Source organism: Pseudomonas flavescens (assembly GCF_013408425.1).
In the GTDB taxonomy this organism is placed as follows: Bacteria; Pseudomonadota; Gammaproteobacteria; order Pseudomonadales; family Pseudomonadaceae; genus Aquipseudomonas; species Aquipseudomonas fulva_A.
Map to the genome: position 1 here is coordinate 1,752,637 of NZ_JACBYV010000001.1, position 23,883 is coordinate 1,776,519.

A 23,883-nucleotide genomic window follows, 5' to 3' on the forward strand; every position below is an offset into this window, starting at 1 on the left:
TGCCCGTCTTGACCCCAGCACTACACAGGTTCATGCCCGTGATCATGCACCGATCCGCAGCAATCAGCGCACCCATTAAAATCAATTAATTTGATATTTTAAAACGACTAAATAAGACAAATAAATAATTAGTTTAGAAGTAAATGTGCTTTCACAGACATTTTTAAAACGAATATCGTTTATGCAACCCGACCCCGACACGGTGGAGGCAATGGATTCCCGCTGCACTGTGTCCTGACGACGGGGTTGCTCCCTTGCCCGCAGGCGGCCGGTTTCCGACATCACGATCCTATCGATGACTGCCAGGAAAGCCTGCGATGCCAACCCTCCTCCACCCGTTGCACCCACTCGTGTTATCCATCGCGTTGAGTATCTCGGCACTGGCCGGTGCAGCCGATAACGATCGCCTGCCGACCGTCACCGTGACCGCCGAACACCGCTCGGAAAACCTGCAGAAAACCCCACTGGCGATCAGCGCCTTCGACGAGAACGCCCTGCGCGACGCGCAGATCAACAACGTACGTGACCTCTCGGGCCGGGTGCCGAACCTGACCCTCAATCGCCAGTCGATTTCCTACAGCGCGCAGACCTACGGCATCCGGGGTATCGGTGAAACCGACCCGATCCAGGAGGCTGCGGTGGCCGTGTATGCCGATGACCTGTACATCCCCCGGGCGATTTCCTCGATGATCGACTTCAACGATGTCGAGCGCGTGGAAGTACTGCGCGGCCCACAGGGCACGCTCTATGGGCGCAACAGTGCCGCCGGTGCGGTACGTGTCATCACCCGTGATCCGGATCAGCAGACGCGCGGTTTCTTCGAACTCGGTGCCGGCACCTACAACGCCCGCAACGGCCGCTTGCTGATCAGCGGCCCGTTGGTCGACAACACCCTGTTCGGCAGCTTCTCGGCGATCCGCCTGACCCGTGACGGCACGGTTCGCAACCGTACCCGCGACAAGGACGTCAACAACGTCGACATCCAGTCCTATCGCGGCAAGCTGCGCCTCGCGCCGGAGGATTCGCCCTGGGATGTGCAACTGACCCTGGCCGGCACATTCGACCGTGGCGATACCACCAGCTACTCGCCCTTCGATCCAGCGACCGGTCGCTACGACAAGTTCAAGACCTACAGCAGCCTCGACCCGAAGAACAAACTCGACCAGGGCAGCGCGGTGCTGCGTGCGATCTACACCCTGAACGACAACCTCAGTTTCAAGTCGGTCACCGCCTGGTCTGAGTTCGATCAGCCGGTGGACTACGACAACTCCGGTCAGGCCAACAGCGGCAACGCCGCACCGATCCAGAACAACCTGATCCTCTACAAGCAGCGTTACGCCACCCAGGAATTCCAGCTAAACGGCAGCCATGACGACTTCACCTATACCCTCGGACTGTACCTCTACAAGGAGCGCTTCCGCGCCGAACGCGACAGCCTGACCTACTCGGTGGCCGCCGACCGGGTCAACGCTTCCGGCCAGTACAGCACCACCGATACCGAAAGTTATGCGCTGTACGGCCAGAGCAACTACAAGCTGACCCCGCGCCTGTCGCTGACTACCGGCCTGCGTTATACCAGCGAGCACAAGAACTTCCGTTACAGCAATTACGCCATCACCCCGGACAGACAGATAACCGGCACCAACTTCAGTGCCGAAACCAGCGAATCCTGGGCTTCGTTCAGCCCCAAGGTCGGCCTCGAATACGCCTGGAGCGATGACCTGGTGCAGTACGGCTACGTGGCCAAGGGCTTCAAGGCAGGCGGTTTCGACAACCGCGCGCCGACCCGGCTGGCGGCCGAACAGGGGTTCGATCCGGAAAACGTGACCACCTACGAGGTCGGCTTCAAGGGCGACTTCGCCGCTGGCCGGCTGCGCAGCAACATCGCCCTGTTCTACAACGATTACGACGATCTGCAGACCAACGCCTGGGATCCGGCCATCAGCGCCAACCTGCGTACCAACGTCGGCAGCGCCCATACCTACGGCCTGGAGCTGGAGAACACCGCGCTGCTAACCCGCGACCTGCGCCTGACCGCCAACATCGGCTACCTGAAGAGCAAGTATGACGATTTCCAGAACGCCAGCGGCCCGGGGGTCAGCGCTGACGGCAAGGAAATGATCTTCGCCCCCCGCTGGAATGCCAGCCTGGGCCTCAACTGGACGGTGCCGGTCGCCCTGCCCGGCGCGCTGATCGCTGCTACCGACTACCAGTACCAGACCCGTTCCTACGCCAACGCCCTGAACGCCGACATCTACGAAGTCCCGGCTCAGGGTTTCTGGAACGCCAGCACCAGCTATGCCAGCGGCGACGGTCACTGGACGACCACGCTGTCGGTCCAGAACCTGCTGGACCGCGCCTACCCGCAAAGCGTCGCCTATTCGGCCGCCAGTCGCACCGCCTACTACTCGGTCAATGACCCACGCACCGTTCTGCTGAGCGTGCGTTACGACCTTTGAGCGAGCGCCCTTTTACCTTCAAGGAGAGATAGAAATGGGACTTACCCGCAGAGACCTGATTTCCCGCATCGCCGCCGTAGGCGGCTATTCCGCCGCCATGGGCGCCATGAGCGGCCTGGGCCTGATGCCGGGCCACCTGCAGGCGGCGGCGTTCGAGCCGCTGAACATCGCGGGCAGTGCCGGCAATGGCAAGCGCGTGCTGATCGTTGGCGGCGGCATCGCCGGCCTGGTGTCGGCCTACGAGCTGGCCAAGGCCGGCTTCTCGGTCAAGCTGCTGGAGGCCCGCGAGCGTATTGGTGGTCGTGTCTGGACCCTGCGCAACGGCGATCGCATCGAGCATAACGATGGCTCTCGGCAAACCGTGGAATTCGACGAGGGTTTGTTCTTCAACGCCGGCGCCGGCCGCATTCCCAGCCATCACCTGACCATTCTCGGTTACTGCCGGGAGTTCGGTGTCGAGCTGCAACCGCTGGTCAACAGCAGCCGCAGTGCCCTGGTGCAGCCGGATCTTGGCCGCCCGCCGTTGCAGCTTCGCCAGGTAGTCAACGACACCCGCGGCTGGCTCAGCGAACTGCTGTCTCGCAGTGTCAGCAGCCATGCCCTGGATCAGCAGCTCTCTGCGGATGAGCGCAAGGGGCTGCTGGATTTCCTGCGGGTATATGGCGATCTCGACGCCGAACACCATTACAAGGGTTCGGTGCGTGCCGGCTATAGCCGCTTCGCCGGCGCTGGCGACCAGACACCAATCACCCGGCAACCCGAGAAACTGACACGCCTGCTCGACAGCAATCTGCTGCTGCCGCAGATATTCGAGGAGATCCCCGAGTTCTCCGCCACCATGATGCAACCGGTCGGCGGCATGGATCGTATTCCCTATGCGTTCTATGAGCGGGTCAAACAGCACGTGCAGCTCAATGCCGAAGTGCTTGGCGTTGAAACCTCGGAACGCGGTAGCAAAGTGCTCTGGAAGGATCGCCTCAGCGGCAGGCAGCACAGCGAGGAAGCCGACTACGCCATCGTCACCCTGCCGACGCCCCTGCTGGCCAAACTACCGAGCAACTTCAGCAAGGACTTCAAGGCCGCACTGGGCAGAACCGAGGGCGACTACAGCAACAAGATCGCCTGGCAGTCACCGCGCTTCTGGGAAACCGAGTACCAGATATACGGTGGGCTTTCCTACATCAACCACGAAGCGCGCACGCTCTGGTACCCCAGCGAGGGCCTCAACAGCGCCCAGGGCGTGCTGGTGGGCACCTACAACAACGGCGAGGTAGCCAAGACCTTCGCCGCCAAAACCCTGGAGCAGCAGATCGCCTCCTCGCGGCAGGCCGTGGAATCCCTGCACCCGGGGCACAGCAGCAAGCTCGGGCGGCCGCTGGCGGTCAACTGGTCGAAGATCGCCTTCAGTGAAAGCCCGTGGATCGTCCACGGTGCCGGTACCTCCAGCCCGTCCTACGACGAACTCAATCAGCCCCAGGGGCGTACCTGGCTGGCCAGCGACTCACTGGCCCATGGCGGCGTCGGCATCTGGCAGAACACCGCAGCCGAGTCGGCGCGCCGCGTGGTAGGGCTGATCGCCACCCATGCCCTCCAACAACGATCCGGCGTTGCCGCCTGAAAGGAATGACGATGAAAAACCCTGCCTTGCTACTCGGAGCCCTCATGACCCTGACCGCTATCAATGCCCAGGCCGATGCCATCAAGCGTATCGACCCACCAGGCTCCAACTTCCCCATCTCGCAACTGGTCACCGTACCTGCCGGTAGCTCGCTGACTTTCGTCAGCGGCACCTTGCCCGATGTCGCCGACCCCAAGGCCAAGCCACAGACCATCGCGGCCTACGGCAATACCGAGACCCAGACCCTCTCGGTACTCAACAAGATTCGCACGGCATTGCAGAGCCAGGGCCTGGATCTCGGTGACATCGTGCAGTTGCGGGTGTTCCTGGTTGGAGACCCGGCCCACGACGGCAAGCTCGACTTCGCCGGCCTGCAAGCTGCCTACACCCAGTTCTTCGCTACCGCGCAACAGCCCAACAAGCCCACCCGTACGGCATTGCAAGTCGTTGCATTGCCGCTGCCAGGCGCTCTGGTAGAGATCGAAGCGATCGCAGCCAAAGCGCCTTAGATACCCGTTCAACACCTGATAAGCCTTTTCCGCCGGGCCAGCCCGGCGGAGAGGCGGCGTGCACCCGAAAAATCTGCACGTTCGACTGCCTCATGGAGAGAGCACATGCCTTCATCACCCTTCGATCTGCCCACTGCCCGTTTCACACCCGCCCTGCTTGCCCTGGCAATCGCCGCTGCAGGTTTGGGTTCAGCGAGCGCCCAGGCGCAAACCCATGGCGGCCAGCCGGCTGCTTCGTCGCAACTTGGCACCGTGATCGTCACCGGCAACCGCGGTAGCGAAGCTCGCACGGTAACCAGCAGCCCGGTCCCCATCGACGTGATCAGCGCCGCTCAGTTACAGGAAACCGGCAAGCCCGGTCTGATGGAAGCGCTCAGTGCCAGCGTCCCCTCGCTGACCCTGCCGGAAAAAACCGGCTGGGATGCCAGCGGTATCGCCCGCGCGCCCAACCTGCGCGGCCTGAATGCCAGCCAGGTACTGGTGCTGGTCAACGGCAAGCGCCGCCACACCAGCGCCACGCTGAACATCAACGGCATCAACGCCGGTGCTGCGCCCACGGATCTCGACCTGATCCCCATCGGCGCCATCGATCGCGTCGAGGTGCTGCGTGACGGCGCGGCGGCGCAGTACGGCTCGGATGCCATCGCCGGGGTGATCAACGTCATCCTCAAGGCCGACACCAGCGGCGCTGCGGTGACCAACCTGGGTCAAGGTTACGACGGCAAGAAACAGACCGTGCAGCAGAGCCTCAACAAGGGTTTCGAGATCGGTGATGGCGGCGTCCTGCAATTCGCTCTCGATGCACGCAGCCAGAACGACGACAACAAGGCACGCGCCAACGGCTACACCTATGAACAGGCCTATGATCTGGCAGGCAAATCCACCTACGGCGGTTACGGTACACCCAAGATCAACCTGCTGACCCTGGGCTACAACGCCGAGCTGCCGATCAACGACAATCTGGAGCTGTACTCCTTCACCACCTGGTCGTATCGCAAGGGCGAACAGGGCCAGAACTTCCGCTTGCCGACCATCGTCAACACCATCACCACCGGGCCCAACGGACGCCCTGCCGGTTACACGCCAACCTGGTATATCGAAGAAGACGACCTGCAGGCAGCCTTTGGCGGGCGCGGCGATGTGGGTGAATGGGGCTGGGATCTCTCCAGCACTTACGGACGCAACGCCGCCGAACAGGGCACCTGGAACAACCAGAATCCCTCCCTGGGCGAAGCCACTCCCAACTCGTTCGAGTCCGGTACCTGGATCGCCACGCAACTGACCAGCAACCTCGATTTCAGCCGCAACTTCGAGGTCGGTCTGAGCAAGCCGCTGGACCTGTCCTGGGGCCTGGAGCACCGCAAGGAAACCTACCAGGTGCGTGCTGGCGACTGGGCTTCGTGGGCGGATGGCGGTTACTGCCGAGCCAACCCGGTCAGTGGCGCCCAGGAATGCGCATCGTCGGGCGCCCAGGTCACCAACGGCATCTCCCCGGCCGAAGCCACCAGCGCCAGCCGCAACAGCGTTGCCAGCTACGTCGACGTCGGCTTCAACCCGAGCGAAAAGTGGTACCTGGGCACCGCCCTGCGCTATGAACACTACAATCAGGGCGTAGGTGCCACGCGCAGCGGCAAACTGACGACCCGCTATGACTTCACGCCCGAGTTCGCCGTGCGCGCCACCGTCAGCAACGGATTCCGCGCGCCGTCGCTGGCCAACGACCTGTTCAGTGCGCGCTCGACCAGCTACGCGGTGATCGACGGTGTGTATCAGTCATTCAACTTCGGCGTATTGCCGGTAGAGTCCGCCGCCGCCCGGGCGCTTGGTGCCAAGGCGCTGAAACCGGAAAAATCCACCAACTTCAGCCTGGGCCTGACCTACACGCCGACGCCCGAGCTGTCGCTTACCGCCGACGCCTATCTGATCGACATACGCGATCGCATCACCCTCACCGGCCGCCTGCTGGGCGAAGAGGTGCGCCAGACGCTGATCGATAACGGCATTACCTCGACCTCGGGTGGCCAGTACTTCGTCAATGGTGCCGACACCCGCACCAAAGGCCTGGACATCGTCGCCAGCTACAACCAGAACCTGCAACGCTTCGGCTCGCTGAAATGGACGGCGGCCTTCAACTGGAACGACACCGAGATCCGCAGCTACCAGCAGAGCACCGAGATTCTCGGCACCGCTTACGAGTTGATGAACCGCGAGGCCCGTAACCTGCTGACCAACGTACAGCCCAACACCAAGCTGATCCTCGGTACCACCTGGAGCCTCGACGACTGGACGGTCAACCTCGGCCTGACGCGCTATGGCTCTTATCGGGAGGTCAACGACGCCAATGACCGCAGCCTTGACCGTGTCTACAAGGCCAACTGGATCACCGACCTCGATGTCGGCTACAGCCTTACCGAGAACCTCGATCTGGCCATCGGTGCGAAGAACCTGTTCGACGTCTATCCGAAACGTCAGGGCATCGCCAGCGCGACCATGGGCTCCGGCTACGGCACCTATTCGCCATTCGGCTTCACCGGTGGCTACTACTACACCCGACTGAGCTACGCGTTCTGACGCAGCGATGCCCGCCAGCCCTCCACAGGCCTGGCGAGCATCGCCTTGGATGATGAGGAGAAGGCATGAACCTGTTGCTGGTACGTCACGGACAAACGGCATTCAACCTCGAGCAGCGCTACCTCGGCGCCCTCGATCCCCCCTTGAACGACACCGGCATCGCCCAAGCGCAAAGGCTGCGGGCTCGGTTGCCCGAGAGCATCGACGTGCTGATCAGTTCGCCGCTGCTGCGCGCCCGCCAGACAGCGGAGATTCTGCGTGGTGAAAGCGGACCTGCAGTGGTTGTGAACGACGCGTTCCGCGAGCGCAACGTAGGTGTTTTCGAAGGGCTTACCCAGCGCGAGGCGCGCCTGGCGTTTCCCGGCCTGTGGGCGAGAAACATCACCCGCCAGTGGTCTGCAGCGCCCGACGAAGGTGAAACCATCGCCGCGGTATTCGCCCGCGTTCATGCAGGCCTGGCAGAACTGCTCCAGCACAATGCCGACGCGACCGTACTGCTGGTCGCCCACGGCTTCGTGGCCAAGGTCATCCGTGCCATCGCGCGGGGCGATCACCACGACCTGTTCGACTGGCAACTGGACAACGCCGCGATCTGTGAACTGCAAGTGAGCCCGCCATTGACATCCTTCACCGCCGAATACGGCAGTAACACACTGCCGCAGGTCACGCCAAACCTGGCATAGCCCCCTGCTCTCGCCCCTTCACCACGCCGATCGCACGGATATCGGAGAGGTGCACCTCGTAAGGGTCGCGGCGCTCGTCGCAGTCCAGCGCCACGATCAGGAAGTAGGCATGCGGGTTGATGCCGGTCATGGGCAAGACCACACCGATGATATGGGCGAGGTGCCCGTAGGACTCCGCCTCACCCTCCCAGTACAGTTCCATGAGGACGCTTTTGCCGAGATAGGAGATCGCGCTGGCGGCGTCCAGCCATGGAACGCTCCGCCCCATGCAGCCATTGCACGCATGTAGGAGCCCGCTTGCGGGCGATTGGTGGTTGCACCGCAAGTCCTGCTGGATGGCTGCAATCGATTCGCCCGCGAGCGGGCTCCTACGGGGTAGAACTTCATCGTTTGCGGGCGATTGGTGGTTGCACCGCAGGTGTTCTGGATGGCTGCAATCGATTCGCCCGCGAGCGGGCTCCTACGGGGTAGAACTTTATCGCTTGTGGGCGGTTGGTGGTTGCATCGCAAGTCCTGCTGGATGGCCACGATCGATTCGCCCGCGAGCGGGCTCCTACGGGGTAGAACTTCATCGGTTGTGGGTGATTGGTGGTTGCATCGCAGGTCCTGCTGGATGGCTGCAATCGATTCGCCCGCGAGCGGGCTCCTACGGTTAGAACTCCTTGGTGGCCAGCGGCAACTGGCAAGGCGCAGCCGAGCAGTTGGGCATCAGCACCACCACGCTGTGGCGCAGGATGAAGAGAGGACCCGGGCTGCTTCGATGCCGGACGCTACGGCTGAGCAGGCGCCACCTCGTCATAGGGGTAGATGCGGCAGCAGTCCCATCCGGGTGCTGCCCTGAGCCACTCAAGCGCCGCCAGGCAGAAGATAGCCCCGCAGATCGCGTTCAGCTTCTTCACTACCTGTCCCGATGATCACCTCAATGCCGGCATCGACAAGAATCCGTGCGCCGGCACCTGCATTTCTCGGATCGGGATCCAGTATGGCGATGAACACCCGTTCGATGCCCTGCCTGACCAGGGCGTGAGCGCATGATGGCGTGCGCCCATGAAACGAGCAGGGTTCCAGGGTGACGTAAGCCGTCAGGCCCTGCTGACTTCCCGATGGCAGTTGGGCCAGAGCCATCGCTTCGGCATGATGCTGACCAGGCGCCTGGGTGTGGCCTCGGCTGACGACCCTGCCCTCTCGGACCAGCACGCAACCGACCGGTGGATTCGGCAAGCACGCCGGTAAAGCTCGTCTACCTTCCGCCAAGGCGAGCGACATGAAGTACTCAGGGTCTGTTGACGTTTCAGCACGACCGCGCCGGAGCCAGTTTTTGCGCGAGGCAAGGCACGAGGTGCGAAGTTTGGCTGGCCAAATGAGCCACCGAGAAACGCAGCATCGCGCTAAAACTGGCCCGGCCCTCCGGGTTGCGCGGGAAATCTCGCCATGCGTCGTTGGAAGACTTGAAAAGGGAATGTCATTCCCTGCGTCCTCCGCCTCGCCTGGCGAGATTTCTCGCAGCAACGCGGTTCGCGCTGAAACGTCAACAGACCCTGGGCCTGCAGACTCTTCGAAAAACAGACTCTCCGCTGCAGGCGTCGATTGCGCGCCATCGCCAAGCCCAGGCTCTGGCGTAACCTGCTGCGTTCGTACCCGTTTGAACGACGCGCTTATCGCCCAGGTACGGAACCTGCCAACCCCGTTACCCGGCATCGATCACAGTGACCAACGGCCAGCGCTCCTGGTAGCGCTTCTGCTCGATCCGCTGACGGTAGGTCTGCTCGCTGACACGCGCCGGGTTGCGCTGCACGCGCATATCGAAGAGGTCATCCAGCCCATGTGGGGCAATGATGCGCAAAGCGCCATCGGCGTCCAGACTCACGGCAACCGAAGTGGCGAACTCGGGCCAGCTCGCCACCGCCTCATGGAGCGACTGCAACGGCTCGACGGCATGGCCGAAACATGACTCGAACCACAGGTGCACTGCCGCCTGGTTGGTCACCTCCCAGGGAAAGCGAGGAGCGAGTACACCCAGCATCGCCTGCAACTCGGTATCCGTCGCCGCAGACGACTCCAGCGGTTCGAAATAAGCCAGATCGATGTCCGCCAGGAACGACGGTTCGGTATGACCGTGCAGGTGATCCCAAACCAGATTGCGCACTGCCCCGGCGCCGATGCACCAATCGCTCAACTCCAGCTGGCGAGCCCCTTGCAACGCATCCATGAACCAGGAAGACTGCCGCACGATCGCTTCCAGCCGCTGCGTTAGCAGCCAGGTGCGACTCTGCTGCGCGGTTCGGCATAAACAATGGTTCATTGCCATGTGCTGCTTACCTATACGTCCTGGCGTGGAAATCTTACCGGTGCGATCCCGTTTTTCTACGGCGCATTGAAAACCAACGTGGTGTATCTGCCGATCAGGCGGGTAGCCGCCGATTGCGCGGAATATCCAGCCCCAAGCTCTCACGCAAGGTGCTGCCTTCGTACTGCCGACGATAGACACCGCGCGCCTGCAGGATCGGCACCACCTGTTCGGTGAAACGGCGAAATTGCTCCGGGTGACCCACGTAGATATTGAAGCCATCCAGCGCCCGCGCCTCGAACCAGCGAATCATCTCATCGGCAACGGTTTGCGCTGAACCGACGAACGCGTTGGGCCGCAGCGTGAGGCCGTTGGCGACCGCCTGGCGTAGCGTCCAGCCCTTGCTGACGGCCATGTCGGTGGCCGCCTTGGCGGCGGTGTAGAAACTGCTGCGCGCATGCTCCAGCGCCTCGACCGGGAATGGCGCATCGAGGTCGTATTGGCGAAAGTCATGCCAGCCGAAGGAGCGGCCGAACTCGGCCAGAGCTTGCTCGAAGCTGTGATCCGCTTCGTGATAGCGCCGCTCGATTTCTCGCGCCTGCTGGTCGGTGTCGCCGATGAAGATCTGCGCACCTGGGAGGATAAGCACTTCGTCCGGGTCACGACCCTGCTGCTGCGCACGACGCTTGATGTCCTGATAGAAGGCCTGCCCCTTCTCCACGCTTGGCGCGTGGGTAAACACCACATCAGCGATGCGCGCACCCAGTTCGCGGCCTTGCTGCGAATCACCGGCCTGGAAAATCACGGGCTGCCCCTGGGGCGAGCGCTGGATATTCAGTGGCCCGACCACCGAGAAATACTCACCTTTGTGGTGCGTGGCATGCAGCTTGGAGCGGTCAAGAAACTGCCCGGTCTCACGGTTGCGCGGCAGCGCATCGTCCTCGTAGGACTGCCAAAGCTTCTGCACCACCTGCACGTGCTCCAGGGCACGCCCGTAGCGAGTGTCGTAGTCGTAATGCTCGTCGCGCCCGTAATTGCCGGCGGTACCGGCATCGCCACTGGTGACCACGTTCCAACCGGCGCGCCCCTTGCTGATCAAATCCAGCGAGGCCAGGCGGCGAGCCACGTTGAAGGGCTCGTTGTAGGACGTGGTCAGGGTGCCAACCAAACCGATATTACGGGTCATCACCGCCAGAGCCGAAAGCAGCGTCAACGGCTCCAGCCGGTTGAGGTAATGGGGTGGCGAGTCAGGGGTGATGAATTGGCTGTCGACGATGAAGATCAGGTCGAACAGCGCCGCTTCGGCCTGTCGCGCCAGGTCGATGAACCAGTCGATATTGACGCTGGCATCACTTGGAATCTCGGGGTCGTGCCAGAGATTGTGCCGGCCCGGGCCACCGACGCCCATGGCCACCGCGCCCAGCTTGATCTGCCTTTTACCGCTCATATGAAAATCCGCAACGATCTACTCGTGGCAGGCATTAAATACTCATTTCTGATATTTCAAAATAGTTTAAATAATGAAATTACATAATTAGCTTAGAACCATAAAGACTTTCACAGCTGTTTATTAGAGGGATAAGGTCAGTTCCAGACCGACCCCTTTCCTGGTGGAGGCCGTCCCCACGAGCCATCCCAGGAGCGCAACGTCATGACATCCCACCATCATCTGCCAACGCTTATCGGGGCTGTATTGCCCGATAGCGCTCGGCCGCACGCTGCGCTCACCGCGACCGTGCCCTCTCTGCGCTCACGACCGCCACACGGCGCGCCCTTGGCACCCCACAAACATTCACCTTCCATCGGCCGATGAAGCCGAACCAGGAGCCATCACATGCTGATTCGTACCCTTATCGCCACCTTGTTGGGCAGCAGCCTGTTGCTGGGTGGCCAAGCTAGCGCTGCCGATCTCGAACCGCTACGCGTCGCCAATCAGAAATCCGGCATCAAGTTGCTGCTGCAGGCTGCCGGTGAACTCGACGACGTGCCCTACCGCATCGACTTCTCCGAATTCCCCGCAGCGGCGCCACTGGGCGAAGCGCTGAATGCTGGCGCCGTAGACATCGGTGGTCTTGGCGATGCCCCTTACGTGTTCGCGCTGGGTGCCGGGGCGCCGCTCAAGGTGGTGGAAATCATCAAGCGAGATGGCCGTTACACCACCTCGATTCTGGTGCCCAAGGACTCGCCACTGAAAACCGTGGCCGATCTCAAGGGCCAGCGCATCGTCACCAACCGCGGCTCGATCGGCCACTTCCTGGTCATCCGGGCGCTGCGCGAAGCCGGTCTGAAAACCTCCGACGTGACCTTCGTCAACCTGCTGCCCACCGATGCCCGCAGCGCCCTGGAAAGCGGTGCCGCGGATGCCTGGTCGACCTGGGATCCCTACACCACCATCGCCATCACCCAGAACGGCGCACGCATCCTGCGTGACAGCGACGACCTGCTGACCAACCACTTCTACCTGGCTGCCACCCAGGACGCCGTAGACGGCAAACGCGTGCAGCTCGAGGATTTCGTCAAACGTGTCGAGCGCGCCTTCCTGTGGGCCAACGACCATCACCAGGCCTATGCAGAAGCCCAGGCTCGGGTTACCGGCCTGCCGGTCGCGGTGCACCTGGAGTCGGTCAAGGAAACCACCCACTCCCGCGCCGAGATCACCGACAAGGTGATCAGCGACCTGCAGCAGGTCTCGGACATCTATCTCGAAGAGGGCGTGCTGACCCGCGCCGTGGACGTATCCCAGGGGTTCGATCCGAGTTTCAACGCTGCCCGTGCCGAGCAGCCGGGCAAGGCGGTTGCCCAGGCGCAACCTCAGTAAATCGACAGGAGCATTTTCCATGAGCAAACGACAGATCAAACTTGGCGCGATGATTCACGGCGTCGGCCACGGCTGGGGCGAGTGGCGCCATCCGAACGCCCTGGCCGATGCCAGCGTCAATTTCGGTTTCTACAAGCAGCAGGCACAGCTGGCCGAAGGCGCCAAGTTCGACTTCGCCTTCATCGCCGACAGCCTGCATATCCACGCCAAGTCGAGCCCGCACTATCTCAACCGCTTCGAGCCGCTGACCGTGCTCTCGGCGCTGGCTGCGGTCACCGAGAACATTGGCCTGGTGGCGACCGTGACGGTGAGCTACACCGAGCCGTTCCAGGTCGCTCGCCAGTTCGCCTCGCTGGATCACATCAGCGGAGGGCGTGCTGGCTGGAACGTGGTCACCTCCTGGCTCTCCGGCACCGCCGATAACTTCGGCAAGGCCGAGCACCCGCCGCACGCCACGCGCTACCGCATCGCCCGGGAGCACGTGAACGTGGTCAAGGGGTTGTGGGATTCCTGGGAAGACGATGCCTTCACCCGCGACAAGCAGAGCGGCGAATTCTTCGACCCGGAAAAACTCCATGCCCTCAATCACCAGGGCGAGTTCTTCAAGGTCAAGGGCCCACTGAACATCCAGCGTTCGCGCCAGGGCCAACCACTGATCTTCCAGGCTGGCACCTCCGAGGATGGCCGCAACTTCGCCGCGCAGAACGCCGATGCGATCTTCGTCAGCCCGGAATCCTTCAGCGAGGCCCGCGCCTATTACGCGGACCTCAAGCAGCGTGCGGCCAAGGCCGGCCGCAATCCGGACGAGCTGTTCATCCTGCCAGGCATCCGCCCGATCATCGGCCGCGATGCCGAAGAGGTGGAAAGCCGTTACCAGCAGGCCGTCGAACTGGTGAGCATCGAGGATGCCATCGTCGCCCTGGGGCGCCCGTTCAATGATTACGACTTCTCCACACACGATCTCGACGCGCCCTTCCCCGACCTTGGTGACCTGGGCAGCAACAGTCAGAAAGGCGGCTCCGACCGCATCAAGCAGCAGGCCCGCGAAGAGAACCTGACCCTGCGCGAAGTCGCCCTGCACTTCTCGCGCCCACGCCGCGATTTCGTCGGCACTCCGGAAGAAGTCGCCAACACCCTGCAGGACTGGTTCGAGGACGGCGCCGCCGACGGTTTCATCGTCAACTCGCTGCTGCCTGACGGCCTGGCCTATTTCACCGAGCACGTGGTGCCGCTGCTGCAAACCCGCGGCCTGCTGCGCCGTGAATACGAGGGCAATACCCTGCGTGACAACTTCGGCCTGGCCGTACCCACCAACCGCAACACGCTGCAACGCGCACAAGGAGAAGTGGCATGAGCGATTCCCTGAACGATCTGCTGGCCGAACTGCACGCCGAGCGCGAGCGCACCTGGGCCCCCGAGGCGCTGAAGGTCAATATCGAGCAACGCCAGAAGTTGGTGGACGAGGCGCGTCACGACGCCTTCATCAAGGTCGGCGACAACGTCGCCTCCTTCGAACTGGAGAACGTCGACGGCAGCACCCTGAGCCTCGAAAGCCTGGTCGCCGACGGCCCGGCGGTGCTGGTGTTCTTTCGCTTCGCCGGCTGCCCGGCCTGCAATATCGCCATCCCCCATTACCAACGCCATCTGCAGCCGGCCTTGCAGCAGCGCGGGGTACCGCTGGTGGCCGTCAGCCCGCAGGTGCCGGAGCGCCTGGTGGAGATCCGCGACAGGCATCGGTTGACCCTGCAGGTCGCCAGCGATCGGGACAACGCCCTGGCTCGGCGCTTCGGCATTCTCTACGAATTCGACGAGCCGTCGCGCCAGGCCGCACTCAGCAAGGGCCCGGGCATCGGCGCCGTGACCGGTACCGGCACCTGGGAGCTGCCGCAACCGACCGTGGTGGTGATCGGCAGCGACCACCGCGTGCACTTCGCCGAGGTCAGCCCGGACTGGCTGGTGCGCAGCGAAGCGCAACCGATCATCGATGCGGTGGATGAGGTGCTTGGGGTCACCGACAAGGTGGCGAGAAGCGCCTGATGTAGTTCGTCCCGGTCCACCCTACAAAAGCCGAAGCCGCCCTACAACACGACTCTTTCTCTCTAAAAAGGATGCGGCCCATGCACGCGCCAGGATTCGTTCGTCCCGAAAAACGCCTGCCTTATGCCCTGTCGCTGCTCTGCCTGGCGTTACCGGGGGCGACCTGGGCCGCGGAAAAGGACACGGCCCTCGGTACGGTTTCGGTGATATCCACCGGCAACCGCAGCAATACCCTGACCGTGGCCGACAGCCCCTCGCCGATCGACATCATCAGCGGCGAGCAGATTCGCAAGACCGGCAAGGCCAGCCTGCGTGAGGCCCTGGGTCGCATCGTGCCGTCATTCAGCGCGCCCGCCCAGGCCGGTGGCGGCACCTCTTCCTCGGTACGCCCGGTGTCGATCCGTGGCTTGAGTGGCGATCACCTGCTGGTACTGGTCAACGGCAAGCGTCGCCACAACACGGCGGTCTACAACAACTTCGCGCGTATCGCCAGCGGCAGCGTGCCGGTGGATCTCGACCTGGTCCCCACCTCGGCCATCGAGCGCATCGAACTGCTGCGCGACGGCGCCTCGGCGCAGTACGGCTCGGACGCCATCGCCGGAGTACTGAACATCATCCTCAAGAGTCAGGACAATGGCGGCAGCGCCAGCGTGACCAGCGGCCAGCAGGAAGACAAACCCGGCGACCTGACCCAGACCGGACTCAATGGCGGCTTCGCGCTTGGCGACAACGGCGGCTTCTTCAACAGTTCGCTGGATATCCGCCTGCAGGGCCCCTCCTATGCGGCCGGCGATGCCCAGGGCGCCTGGTACTACCCGGTGCAAGGCGGTCAGTCGGTGCCGTTCGGCACACCCGGCGCACAGCCTGACCCCCGCGAGGGCTCGGTGGATCGGCTGCTGGAAAAGGGATATGGCCGGTCCAACCGCGACAAGGTCTACAACCTCTCCTACAACGCCGAACTGCCGCTGCGCGACGATCTGACGCTGTACTCGTTCGCCACCTACAGCGACCGGGAAATCGTCGACACCCGTGGCAGCTTCCGCGCCACCAGCCTGGCGTCGATACCCGAGATCTACCCGGATGGATTTCATGCCCAGCGCCTGATCGACGAGCGCGACTTCCAGGTGGCATTTGGCGGCAAGGGCGACCTGGCCGGCTGGGCCTATGACCTGAGCACCACCTACGGCAAGGACGACGTACGCCTGGGGGCACAGAACACGCTGAATGCCTCCCTGGGGCCGGCAAGCAAGACCTCGTTCTACCTGGGCGCGCTGGAGTTCGAACAATGGACCAGCAACCTCGATATCACCCGGCCTTTCGAAATCGGCCTGCCGAAACCGCTGCAACTGTCGGCCGGTATCGAGCATCGCTGGGAAAAGTACCTGCAGACCGAAGGCGAACCCGACTCGTACCGCGACGGCGGCTATGTCTACCCGGTTGGCCACCCGCGTGCCGGGCAACGGCCCAGCGCCGGCCTGCAGTCGTTCACCGGCACGTCGGTGGCCGATGCCGGCTCGCTGGACCGTGACAGCTACGCCGTCTACCTCGACGCCGGCAGCAACCTGACCGAGCGCTGGTACACCAGCGCCGCCGTGCGCTTCGAGCACTACGACGACAGTTCCGGCAACACCGCCAGCGGCAAGCTCTCGACCCGTTACGAGCTGGCCCCGGGATTGGCCTTGCGCGGTACCTTCAACACCGGTTTTCGCGCGCCCTCGCTGGCTCAGCAGACCTTTTCCGTCACCCAGAACACCGCCGTGCGGCTGCCGGACGGCAGCTATCAGTTGCTGCTGGCGCGCTACCTGCCGCCTGGCAGCACCGCGGCCCAGGCATTGGGCGGCCAGGATCTGGAACCGGAAAAATCGACCAATTTCAGCGTGGGCATCTCCTGGGAACCGACGCGCAACGCGCGCATCACGCTCGACGCCTACCGCATCGAGATCAAGGACCGCATCGTCAAGAGCGAGATCATCCGCGACAGCGGCTCTTCCACGGTGATCCGCGACACCCTCGCCTCGCTCGGCATCAACGACCTGTACTCGGCGCAATACAACATGAACGGCGTCGACACTCGCACCGACGGCGTCGATCTGGTCAGCGAACTGAACAGCGATTACGGGCGCTTCGGCCAGGTGCGCTGGTCGGCGCTGTACAGCTACAACCACACGACCATTCGCGACATCAAGCAGAACGGCACGGTCAGCAATCTGCTCGGCAGCGACTACGTGATCTTCGGCCACCAGGCACAGACCGATCTGACCCGCGGAACGCCACGCGACAAACTGGTTTTCGGCAGCAATTGGCGCATTGGCGACTTCATCACCGATGTGCAACTGACCCGCTACGGCACGTACACCGAAGCGGGCATCAGTGCAGCAGCCGACCGCGAGTTCGGCGCCCGCTGGATCACCGACCTCGACCTGACCTACCTGGTCAACGACAACCTCTCCGCCTCCATCGGCGCCAACAACCTGTTCGGCATACGCCCGGACAAGCAGGCCGCCAACCCCAGCGTCACCGGGCTGGGCGCAGCGAACCCGAGCGAAATCAACAACCCTGATGAATACGGCAGCTTCAGCCCCTACGGGCTAAACGGCGCGTTCTATTACGCGCGCCTTTCCTACGACTGGTAACGACAAGAGGACAGCCCCATGCCCGCAGAGAACGTCGTCGCGCTCACCGAAACCCTCGTGGTCACGCCACTGGAGCCCACCGTGGGCGCCGAGATAAGCGGCATCGACCTGAGCAAGCCACTCAGTGCGCGACAGCGTGACGAGATTCACGGGCTGCTGCTGCGCCACAAGGTGATTTTCTTCCGCGACCAGCACATCAGCAGCGAACAGCAGATCGCTTTCGCCAGCCAGTTCGGCGAGCTGTACGTGCACCCCACCACCAGCCAGGAAGACCGCAACAAACCCCAGGCCCACCTGATTCTCGCCAGCCAGGCCAAGGAGGCTTACGGCGATGCACGCAAGGGTCGCTGGCACACCGATACCAGCTGGATGCTCAAGCCAACCTGGGGCGCGGTGCTGCGTGCGGTAGCGCTGCCGGAGCTGGGTGGCGACACCGTGTGGGCAGATGCCGGCCTGGTCTACCGCGGCCTTTCGGATGAACTGAAAGCGCGTATCGACAACCTCTACGTCACCCACAATTTCAAATCGTCGCTGGACAGGGTCGGCTACAGCTACCCGATCCTCGCCCATCCGCTGGTGCGCACCCATCCGCAAACCGGCGAGGACGCACTGTTCATCAACTTCTCGATGTCGCCACAGGTGATCGGCTGGTCCGTCGAGGAAAGTCGCGCACTGGTCGCCGAGCTACTCAGAGAAGTCGGCAATCCGGAATATCAGGTGCGCTTCAAATGGACGCCAGGCACCGTGGCGTTCTGGGACAACCGCGCGCTGCTGCATTACCCGGTCTACAACTACGGCGACTTCGACCGGGTGATGGAACGGGTGCTGATCGCCGACGACGACATCCCCCACCGCATGCGCGCGCAGGTAGCCGGTTGATGGCCCGGCAACTGCACCTGGCGCTGTTCGTCAGCCATGCCGGCAGCCACCTTGCGGGCTGGCGCCTGCCCGAAGCGGAAGTCGGCAATGCGTTGGACATCCGCTATTACCAGCGCCTGGCCCAACAGGCCGAAGCCGCCAAACTGGACATGCTGTTCGTGGCCGACAAGCTGGCCCTGGACGACATCCATGGCGGCTCCTTCGATGCCGCCGTGACCTGGCGACCGAGCGGTTCGCCCGAGCCCCTGGCGCTGCTCTCGGCGCTCAGCGTGCTGACATCGCACATCGGCCTCGGTGCGACCATTTCCACCAGCTATCACCAGCCGTTCCATGTCGCCCGTCAGTTCGCCACGCTGGATCATTTCAGCGGCGGCCGCGCGGCCTGGAATGCGGTGACCTCGGTGAACGATGGCGAGGCCCGCAACTTCGGTCTGGATGAGCATCTCGGCCACGCCGAGCGCTACACCAAGGCCAGCGAGTTTCTCGATGTGGTGCGCACCCTCTGGGATACCTGGGAAAACGATGCGCTGCTGGTCGACAAGGCCAGTGGCCGCTATGCCGATGCCAGCAAGCTGCATTACGCCAACCACCAGGGCGACTGGTTCAAGGTACGCGGCCCGCTCAATCTGCCGCGCCCGCCCCAGGGGCACCCGGTGCTGATCCAGGCCGGCGTGTCGCCGGCCTTTCAGTCGCTGGCGGCGCGCAACGCCGAGGTGGTCTTCCCGGTGCAGTCGACGCTGGAAAAGGCCAGAGCGTTCTACCGCGAATTCAAGGAGCAGGTGGTCGCCGCCGGCCGCCAGCCCGATGACGTCAAGGTGCTGCCCGGCCTCTATCCGATCATCGCCGACAGCGATGAACAGGCCCACGCCCTGGCCGCCGAACTGGACGAGCAGATCCTGCCCATCGCCGGCCTGGCATTCATGTCGGCGAGCATGAACTACGACCTGGCCAGGCATGACCCCAAGGCGCTGGTGCCGGATATCCGCGAGCACATCCGCGGCAGCAAGGGGCGCTTCGACGTGGTGATCGGCAATGCCATCGAAGCCGGCTGGACACTCGAACAGTTGGGCCGCTGGTACGCATCGAGCCTGGCGTTCGCCAAGTTCATCGGTTCACCGCAGACGGTCGCCGAGCAGATCCAGCAGTGGTTCGAACTGGAGGCTGCGGACGGATTCGTGGTGATGCCGCCCTACATGCCAGGCGGCGCCGAGCGCTTTCTCGATCAGGTGGTGCCCGAGCTGCAGCGGCGTGGAATCTTCCGTACCGACTACCAGGGCAGCACCCTGCGCGAGCACCTCGGATTGCGCACCCCGGTTAATAGATTTAGAAAATAACATAAGCATATTTTTATACGTTCTTTGCATATTCAAAAGGCCTTTCCTAGTATCCGTCCATTGCCTTGACGTGCATCCAGAGGCCGCGCCAATCAACGCGGCACCCACCGAACAGACAGGAGTTCCCCGCAATGAGTCTCGAATTTATCGGCCTGATTGGCCCGCAGGAAGGCAGTGAATCGCAAGCGGCCCGTGGCCCCGCCGTCGACATCGAGTTCATCAAGGCATTCGCCCAGGCTCAGGAGTACGGTGGCTTCGACAAGGCACTGCTGGCGGTCAACACCAGCGCGGCGGATTCGATGATTCTGGCCAGCTATGTCGCCGCCGTGACCGACAAGCTCGGCCTGCTGGTCGCGCACCGTCCGGGCTTCCAGGCGCCAACCTTCGCCGCCCGGCAGTTCGCCACCCTCGACCACCTCAGCCGTGGCCGTGCCTCGATCAACGTGATCACCGGTGGCGACAGCGGTGACCTGCAGCGCGATGGTGACTTCCTCGACAAGGACGCCCGCTATGCGCGCACCGAGGAGTATCTGGATATCTTGCGCAAGGTCTGGACGAGCACCGAGCCCTTCGATCATCAGGGCGAGCACTACCGTATCGAAGACAATCTGACGCTGGTCAAGCCGGTTCAGAAGCCTCACGTCCCGGTCTACTTTTCCGGCGCATCCGACGCTGCGGTGGAAGTCGCCGCCAAGCACGCCGACGTGTACATGATGTGGGGCGAGCCACTGGAACAGGTCCGTGAGCGCATCGCCAAGGTGCGCAAGGCCGCGGCCAAATACGGCCGCGAAAAGCATATCCGCTTCAGCCTGTCGCTACGGCCGATCCTCGGTGCCACCGAAGATGAAGCCTGGGCCCGCGCCGAGCGCATCCTGGCCGATGCCCGTGAACTGATTCATCTGCGCCAAGGCAAACGTCGCGACAAGAACTTCGGTACCAGCAATTCGGGCTCTTCACGGCTGGTCGAGCTGGCGAGCCAACGCAAGGTGCACGACAAGCGCCTGTGGACCGAGATCGCCGCCCTGAGCGGCGGTGCCGGCAACTCCACCTCGCTGGTGGGCACACCGGATCAGGTCGCCGATGCGGCGCTGGACTACTACAACGCTGGCATCACCACCTTTCTGTTCCGTGGCTTCGAGCAACTGCGCGATGCGGCGGAATACGGCCAGGATCTGCTGCCACGCATTCGCGCCCTGGTCGAGCAGCAAGGCAGTGCGAAGAAAGTCCAGAACGCCTGAGCAGGAATCACCACGATGCCGCCAAGCAGACGCGACACCCTGGGGATGCTCACTGGAGGTGCCGCCCTGTTGGCGGCACAGTCGGCACTGGGCTCCGAGCACTCGCCACTCAAAGAAAGCCCACGCCGCGTGAAAGACTCATCGACTCCCCGGCAAGCGCCGAAAACCTACAACCTTTTGGAGCTGGAAGCGCTCGCATCAGAGGTCATTCCTCGCCCGGCCTTCGATTACATCGCACGGGGCGCCGGTGACGAGCAGACCTTGCGGGAGAACCGCACGGCATTCTCCCGAGCCTTCCTCGACCAGCGCATCCTGACCGGCAAGACGGTCAAGAGCCTGGAGACGAAAATCCTCGGCAGCCCACTACGTGCACCTGTCGTAGTGTCCGCGATGGCAGCGCACGGTCTGGCGCACCCATCGGCAGAATCCGGCACGGCAAAAGGCGCCGCTGCTTATGGAACACTGCTGGGTGTCAGCACCGTCTCGACCCAGAACCTCGAGCAAGTTGCCTCGGCCAGCAACGGTGACAAGTGGTTCCAGTGCTACCTGACGCGCGACAGCGGCTTCAACCGCGAACTGCTGCAACGCGCGCACGCGGCGGGTTACAAAGCCATCGTCCTGACTGCAGACGTGACGGTCGGCGGTAACCGCGAGCAGGACCGGCGCAATAACCTGCGCATGCCAACCCCCGGCAACTTTCTAGATACCAGTAATCGACCTCGTAAGATCGAGTTCGCGTTCGACAGCAGTATTGGCCTGGACAGCCTGGATTTCGTGCGCGAGCACAGTGGTGGTCTGCCGTTGATCGTCAAGGGCGTGACCACTGCGCTGGATGCGCGAGCGCTGCTGCAACACGGTGTCGATGCCATCCAGGTTTCCAACCACGGCGGCCGCCAGCTGGACGGTTCCCCGGCAGCGTTCGACTCATTGCAGCGAGTGGCCGCCGAGGTAAAGGGTCGCGTCCCGCTCATCTTCGACAGCGGCATCCGGCGCGGCCTCGATGTGTTCAAGGCCATCGCCGCCGGCGCTGATCTGGTCGCAGTCGGTCGTCCCGTGCTCTACGGCCTGGCCCTCAATGGCTCGCAAGGGGTGCAGTGGGTGCTCGAACAGCTCGAGCAGGAACTGCGCATCGTCATGCAACTTTCCGGCGCTGCCACGGTTGCCGACATCCGCACCACGCCTTTGCTGCACAAGCCGTTCTTCGACGCATGAAGCGCAGCGCTGAGCGACTGCGCCAGCGCTATGCACCGTGGCAACCCTCACTCGCGACTGGCATGACCAGGGGATAACAGCATGACTCAACGACAACTGCATTTCGGCGCCATTCTCACGGGCGTTGGCACCAGCCAGCAGGAATGGCTGAACCCGGAAATTCCCGGCAACGCCAGCATCGACATCGACTGGTACAAGCAGCAGGCACGCGCTGCCGAGGCGGCCAGGTTCGATTTCGTGTTCATCGTCGACAGCCCCTACATCACGCCGGAATCGGCACCGCACTTTCTCAATCGCCTGGAGCCGCTGACGCTGCTCTCCGCCCTGGCCGGCGCCACCGAGCGGATCGGCCTGGTGGCCACGCTGACCACCTCCTACACCGAACCCTTCAACGTTGCGCGCCAGTTCGCCTCGCTGGACCAGATCAGCCATGGCCGCGCCGGCTGGAACGTGGTGACCACCGGCCTGGAGGGTGCGGCGGGCAACTTTGGCCGCGAGCAGCATATCGACCACGGCGAGCGTTACCGGCGTGCCCACGAGCACGTTGCGGTAGTACAGGGTTTGTGGGACTCATACGAAGACGATGCCTTCCCACGCGACAAGGCCAGCAGGCGCTTTCTCGACCCGGCCAAACAGCACCGCCTGGATCATCAAGGCGAGTTCTTTTCGGTTACCGGCCCACTGAACATCTCCCGCTCCCCTCAGGGGCAGCCGGTGATCTTCCAGGCGGGCGTGTCCGAATCCGGCCGCGGCCTGGCTGCCGCCATCGCCGAAGGCATCTTTGCTGGCGTGGACAACTTCGAGGATGCCCGCGAGTACTATGCGGACATCAAGCGGCGTACCGCCGAAGCCGGACGCAACCCCGATCATGTGCTGCTGTTCCCGGGTATCGAGCCGATCATCGCCGACACCGATGAGCAGGCCCAGGCCATCGAGCGTGAGCGCAAGGGCGAGCTGGACCTGCACAAGGCCCTGGTGCAACTGGGCCGCCCGTTCAACTACCACGATTTCAGCCAATACGAGCTGGACGCGCCCTTCCCCGATCTCGGCGACCTGGGCAGCAATGGCTATCGCGGCCACGCCGAACGCATCAAGCGGGTGGCCCGTGAACAGCACCTGACGCTGCGCCAGACCGCGCTGCGCTTCGGCCAGCCCTACTCCAGCTTCGTCGGTTCGCCGCTCACGGTGGCCAACGAAATAGAGCGCTGGTTCCGCGAAGGCGCCGTGGACGGTTTCAACATCCATGTTGGCGCCCCCAGCGAATTCGCCCGTTTCACCGACGAAGTACTGCCTATCCTGCGTGAGCGCGGTCTGTTCCGTGCCGATTACACGGCGCGCACGCTGCGTGGTCATCTCGGACTACCGGTACCCGGCAACCGCCATACCGCCAAGGACGCCAGCATCCAGCAGGCGCCGCGAGCGCAGGCCGTACCGGCCTGACAGCACGCCTTGGTCGACACGCTCCAGGCGCTGCTGTGGGCGTGTCGACAAGGCCTTCATCGGCCTCGCGCAGCCCCACACTGCGATTCGATCACCTGCAACTCGATGGCGCTCTTCGAGGCTATTACCGTGCGCGCGAATTAATTCCTGGCGCTATTTCTGAAC

General features: G+C 63.1%; 19 protein-coding genes. 15 read left to right on the forward strand and 4 right to left on the reverse strand.

From position 1 onward, the window contains the following. The first annotated feature begins 317 nt into the window (after positions 1-317). The 5 genes from FHR27_RS07750 to FHR27_RS07770 all read left to right on the forward strand — a co-directional run bounded on the left by FHR27_RS07750 (position 318) and on the right by FHR27_RS07770 (position 7,840). Positions 318-2,459, forward strand: coding sequence for a TonB-dependent receptor (locus FHR27_RS07750; RefSeq protein WP_179538222.1), 2,142 nt, complete (start codon positions 318-320; stop codon positions 2,457-2,459). A 34-nt stretch (positions 2,460-2,493) separates the two neighbouring features. Then, positions 2,494-4,077 carry a flavin monoamine oxidase family protein gene (locus FHR27_RS07755; RefSeq protein WP_179538223.1) on the forward strand — a complete coding sequence of 528 codons (1,584 nt, stop codon included), beginning with the start codon at positions 2,494-2,496 and terminating at the stop codon, positions 4,075-4,077. Positions 4,078-4,088: 11 nt separating this feature from the next. Next, positions 4,089-4,586 (forward strand): RidA family protein, encoded by a 498-nt coding sequence (locus tag FHR27_RS07760; RefSeq protein ID WP_042556467.1) that lies wholly within the window; start codon positions 4,089-4,091, stop codon positions 4,584-4,586. Between the two features lie 105 nt (positions 4,587-4,691). Further along, positions 4,692-7,157 (forward strand): TonB-dependent receptor plug domain-containing protein, encoded by a 2,466-nt coding sequence (locus FHR27_RS07765; RefSeq protein WP_179538224.1) that lies wholly within the window; start codon positions 4,692-4,694, stop codon positions 7,155-7,157. A gap of 65 nt (positions 7,158-7,222) precedes the next feature. After that, entirely contained in the window at positions 7,223-7,840 is a 618-nt protein-coding gene (locus FHR27_RS07770; protein ID WP_179538225.1) for a histidine phosphatase family protein, read from the forward strand. Here FHR27_RS07770 and FHR27_RS07775 read toward each other — a convergent pair. Beyond that, positions 7,821-8,042, reverse strand: coding sequence for a hypothetical protein (locus tag FHR27_RS07775; protein ID WP_179538226.1), 222 nt, complete (start codon positions 8,040-8,042; stop codon positions 7,821-7,823). The two genes, FHR27_RS07770 and FHR27_RS07775, sit on opposite strands and share 20 nt — an antisense overlap. 463 nt (positions 8,043-8,505) lie before the next feature. Between FHR27_RS07775 and FHR27_RS27235 the strand changes: the two genes are divergently transcribed. Next, positions 8,506-8,754 (forward strand): helix-turn-helix domain-containing protein, encoded by a 249-nt coding sequence (locus FHR27_RS27235; RefSeq protein WP_179538227.1) that lies wholly within the window; start codon positions 8,506-8,508, stop codon positions 8,752-8,754. Here the strand turns inward: FHR27_RS27235 and FHR27_RS07785 are convergent. The 3 genes from FHR27_RS07785 to FHR27_RS07795 form a co-directional block, all read right to left on the reverse strand. Further along, a complete protein-coding gene (locus FHR27_RS07785; RefSeq protein WP_179538228.1) occupies positions 8,687-9,106 on the reverse strand; it encodes a bifunctional diaminohydroxyphosphoribosylaminopyrimidine deaminase/5-amino-6-(5-phosphoribosylamino)uracil reductase RibD in 420 nt (139 codons plus the stop codon). The two genes, FHR27_RS27235 and FHR27_RS07785, sit on opposite strands and share 68 nt — an antisense overlap. Positions 9,107-9,527: 421 nt before the next feature. Beyond that, a complete protein-coding gene (locus FHR27_RS07790; RefSeq protein ID WP_042556463.1) occupies positions 9,528-10,070 on the reverse strand; it encodes a nucleotidyltransferase family protein in 543 nt (180 codons plus the stop codon). A gap of 172 nt (positions 10,071-10,242) precedes the next feature. Beyond that, on the reverse strand, positions 10,243-11,574 hold the full coding sequence (locus FHR27_RS07795; RefSeq protein WP_179538229.1) for an LLM class flavin-dependent oxidoreductase: 1,332 nt from the start codon (positions 11,572-11,574) through the stop codon (positions 10,243-10,245). A gap of 387 nt (positions 11,575-11,961) precedes the next feature. On the opposite strand from FHR27_RS07795, the gene FHR27_RS07800 reads away from it, so the two are divergent. The 9 genes from FHR27_RS07800 (at position 11,962) to FHR27_RS07840 (ending at position 23,718) form a co-directional block, all read left to right on the forward strand. Beyond that, the gene (locus FHR27_RS07800; protein ID WP_042556461.1) at positions 11,962-12,945 is read left to right on the forward strand and encodes an ABC transporter substrate-binding protein; all 984 of its coding nucleotides are present in this window, start codon (positions 11,962-11,964) and stop codon (positions 12,943-12,945) included. Between the two features lie 19 nt (positions 12,946-12,964). Further along, a complete protein-coding gene (locus FHR27_RS07805; protein ID WP_042556460.1) occupies positions 12,965-14,299 on the forward strand; it encodes an LLM class flavin-dependent oxidoreductase in 1,335 nt (444 codons plus the stop codon). Next, positions 14,296-14,982 carry a peroxiredoxin-like family protein gene (locus tag FHR27_RS07810; protein WP_042556459.1) on the forward strand — a complete coding sequence of 229 codons (687 nt, stop codon included), beginning with the start codon at positions 14,296-14,298 and terminating at the stop codon, positions 14,980-14,982. Before FHR27_RS07805 ends, FHR27_RS07810 begins: the two co-directional genes overlap by 4 nt. Positions 14,983-15,062: 80 nt before the next feature. Continuing rightward, positions 15,063-17,615, forward strand: a complete 2,553-nt coding sequence (locus tag FHR27_RS07815) for a TonB-dependent receptor plug domain-containing protein (RefSeq protein WP_179538230.1) — start codon at positions 15,063-15,065, stop codon at positions 17,613-17,615. Between the two features lie 18 nt (positions 17,616-17,633). Then, positions 17,634-18,494 carry a TauD/TfdA dioxygenase family protein gene (locus FHR27_RS07820; RefSeq protein WP_179538231.1) on the forward strand — a complete coding sequence of 287 codons (861 nt, stop codon included), beginning with the start codon at positions 17,634-17,636 and terminating at the stop codon, positions 18,492-18,494. Continuing rightward, complete coding sequence (locus tag FHR27_RS07825; RefSeq protein WP_218878461.1) at positions 18,494-19,828, forward strand: LLM class flavin-dependent oxidoreductase; 1,335 nt, start codon at positions 18,494-18,496, stop codon at positions 19,826-19,828. The genes FHR27_RS07820 and FHR27_RS07825 overlap by 1 nt, the downstream gene beginning before the upstream one ends. 131 nt (positions 19,829-19,959) lie before the next feature. Continuing rightward, positions 19,960-21,066, forward strand: a complete 1,107-nt coding sequence (locus FHR27_RS07830) for an LLM class flavin-dependent oxidoreductase (RefSeq protein WP_042556455.1) — start codon at positions 19,960-19,962, stop codon at positions 21,064-21,066. Between the two features lie 15 nt (positions 21,067-21,081). Continuing rightward, positions 21,082-22,278 carry an alpha-hydroxy acid oxidase gene (locus tag FHR27_RS07835; protein WP_179538232.1) on the forward strand — a complete coding sequence of 399 codons (1,197 nt, stop codon included), beginning with the start codon at positions 21,082-21,084 and terminating at the stop codon, positions 22,276-22,278. An 81-nt stretch (positions 22,279-22,359) separates the two neighbouring features. Next, on the forward strand, positions 22,360-23,718 hold the full coding sequence (locus tag FHR27_RS07840) for an LLM class flavin-dependent oxidoreductase (RefSeq protein WP_179538233.1): 1,359 nt from the start codon (positions 22,360-22,362) through the stop codon (positions 23,716-23,718). Positions 23,719-23,883: the final 165 nt, after the last annotated feature.